The 2,054-nt window shown below is 39.3% G+C and carries 1 protein-coding gene; it reads right to left on the bottom strand.

All coding sequences use genetic code 11. The annotated features are described in order from the left end of the window. Positions 1–1,030 precede the first annotated feature (1,030 nt). Positions 1,031–2,052, bottom strand: a protein-coding gene (locus CV945_RS16725; protein ID WP_255407747.1) for an IS630-like element ISBs2 family transposase whose coding sequence is annotated in 2 segments (ribosomal slippage) — positions 1,031–1,570 and positions 1,573–2,052 — 1,020 coding nt in all. Because the reading frame shifts where the segments join, the coding sequence is not laid out codon by codon here. Positions 2,053–2,054: the final 2 nt, after the last annotated feature.

Genomic DNA, 2,054 nt, shown 5'->3' with positions numbered 1-2,054 from the left:
GCTTCGCTTGGTGGCCCCGACGAGCGTCGCGAACAAAAGTTCGCAACCCTCGTCGGGGAATCATTCCTGAATGTCACCCACAAATATTTTACTCACACTTTGTTGTTGAGCAGCTTGTGAGTTAGCATCGTTAATTGTTAAGATAACTTCTTTACCGTTTGCTTTTGCAGCAGTTACTGTTAAACCGCTAGCAGTTGGGAATGTATAGTTACCAACAGTTTCAGCAGTTGTTACATCTACATCCTTGTTGAATGTAACTTTAACTTGTTTAAGGTTAATCGCTTAAAATTAACCATAAATTTCCAAATAAATCAAATCTCAAAAAACCCAACGGATTCAAGGAATCTGTTAATTGGAAAAATTAGTATCATAGTAAAAACCTAGTGAAAGCTGACTAGAATGTTGAACAGCTTAGGAAAAGATGAGTGAAAAACGAACGAGTAAAAAAATAAAAATTCCCGTAAAAACCGTGAGAACCCACAGCAATAAAATTGCAACCTTCAATGAGTGAAATTCAAATCCCGAAAACCCCGTTAAACCCGATAAAAGCAAGAATAAAATAAATAGCTATTCTCAAAAAGATCGTACAAATAATAAATGAGTAACACACATAATACAATAGCATATATAATGGAAGAAACTCGGTATAAAACGACATAAACAAAAGGAACACTCAACAATCTTCCAACCTCCACTCCCCCAGAAAGGTTAACAGATTATCTCCATACAAAAGAGATTGTGAGAGAGCTAGTTTCTGAGAGTGAGTGTTTTGGAACGGGATTTCGGGGAGTTCGGGAAATCCTTGCTATGACTGAAAAAGAAAGCGGGGAACATCCTCCCGCTCCCCACTCTTGATTTTAGTTTTCTTCCTAATTCGAGATTCACTTCATTCATCATTACTTTCTCGACCGTCTTATCTTTTATTTCTTAAGTAGAAAAACGGACTTAGTATTAAGCCCGTTCTGCATTATTTCTAATTAAACAAATCGTCAATTTTTTTCGCACTTAATATATAAGTTGAATTAAAGATTTACAACTGAACACACAAACGATCGATCGTTTGTTCTGGTTTCTGGTTGATTCGCTGAATAAAGGCTTGGACATTCTTTCTAATTTCTTGCACACTCGAATAGAACACGTTGTAAATCACGTCTGATTTCAGCCATTTCCATAGCCCTTCAATCAAGTTCAATTGCGGACTGTATGGTGGCAAAAAGACGAGCTCTAACCGATCTTCGTGTTCTTTTAAAAATGGCTGAATGAGTTTGGCATGGTGAATTCGAGCGTTATCTAAAATCATCACTATTTTGCCTGTGGGATAGCGTTCTAACACAAGTTGAAGAAATCGAAGAAATGTTTCCGCGTCATAGCGTTCTTCTTCGATGCAAAACACTTCCCCTGTTTCGTAGTTCAACGTGCCAATCAACTTCAGCCCTTGATGTTTTCCAAACGTCGGAATGATTCGTTGTTTTCCTTTGACAAACCATGTTTTTTGAATCGCTTGGTAATCACGAATCATCGACTCATCTTGAAAGAGGACATGGGCGATGTTCCCATCTACCAGTTTTTTTTTACTTCAGGGAAGGTGATTTCGACGAATTCTTTTTGTTTCTCTTCATCGGCATTGGCTAGTGTATAGGTCGGTTTCGTATAGCTTAGCCCTAACCGATGCAGAATGTCACTTGTTCCGCGAAGCGTGTATGTTGGCCCCCACTTTTGTTGAATGAGTTCAGCGATTATCGCAAGCGTCCAATTATATTTTGCTTCGAATCCCACATCTACGGGGAGCTGATGTTCAATGATCAAAGCCAGCTCTTTTTCCTGCTCAGGGGTCAATCGACGTGGGGCGCCAGGTGAGTATTTCATCTCCAGTCCATCAAGACCGCGCTGGGCGTAGGCATGAATATAGTTATAAATAGTTTTCTTGGATCGACCAATAATCGTTGCGATTTCTCCTTTGGTATATCCCTGCAAATGAAGATAAATCGCTTGGTAGCGTTCATATGCTCGTTTACTTTTTGCTTCTTTCATGGCAGTGGACAACTTTTCGATCT

Source organism: Geobacillus sp. Manikaran-105 (assembly GCF_002809955.1).
GTDB classification, from domain to species: domain Bacteria; phylum Bacillota; class Bacilli; order Bacillales; family Anoxybacillaceae; genus Geobacillus; species Geobacillus thermophilus.
Note: the sequence above shows the minus strand (reverse complement) of the source record. Positions and strands in the feature narration are given on the sequence as shown.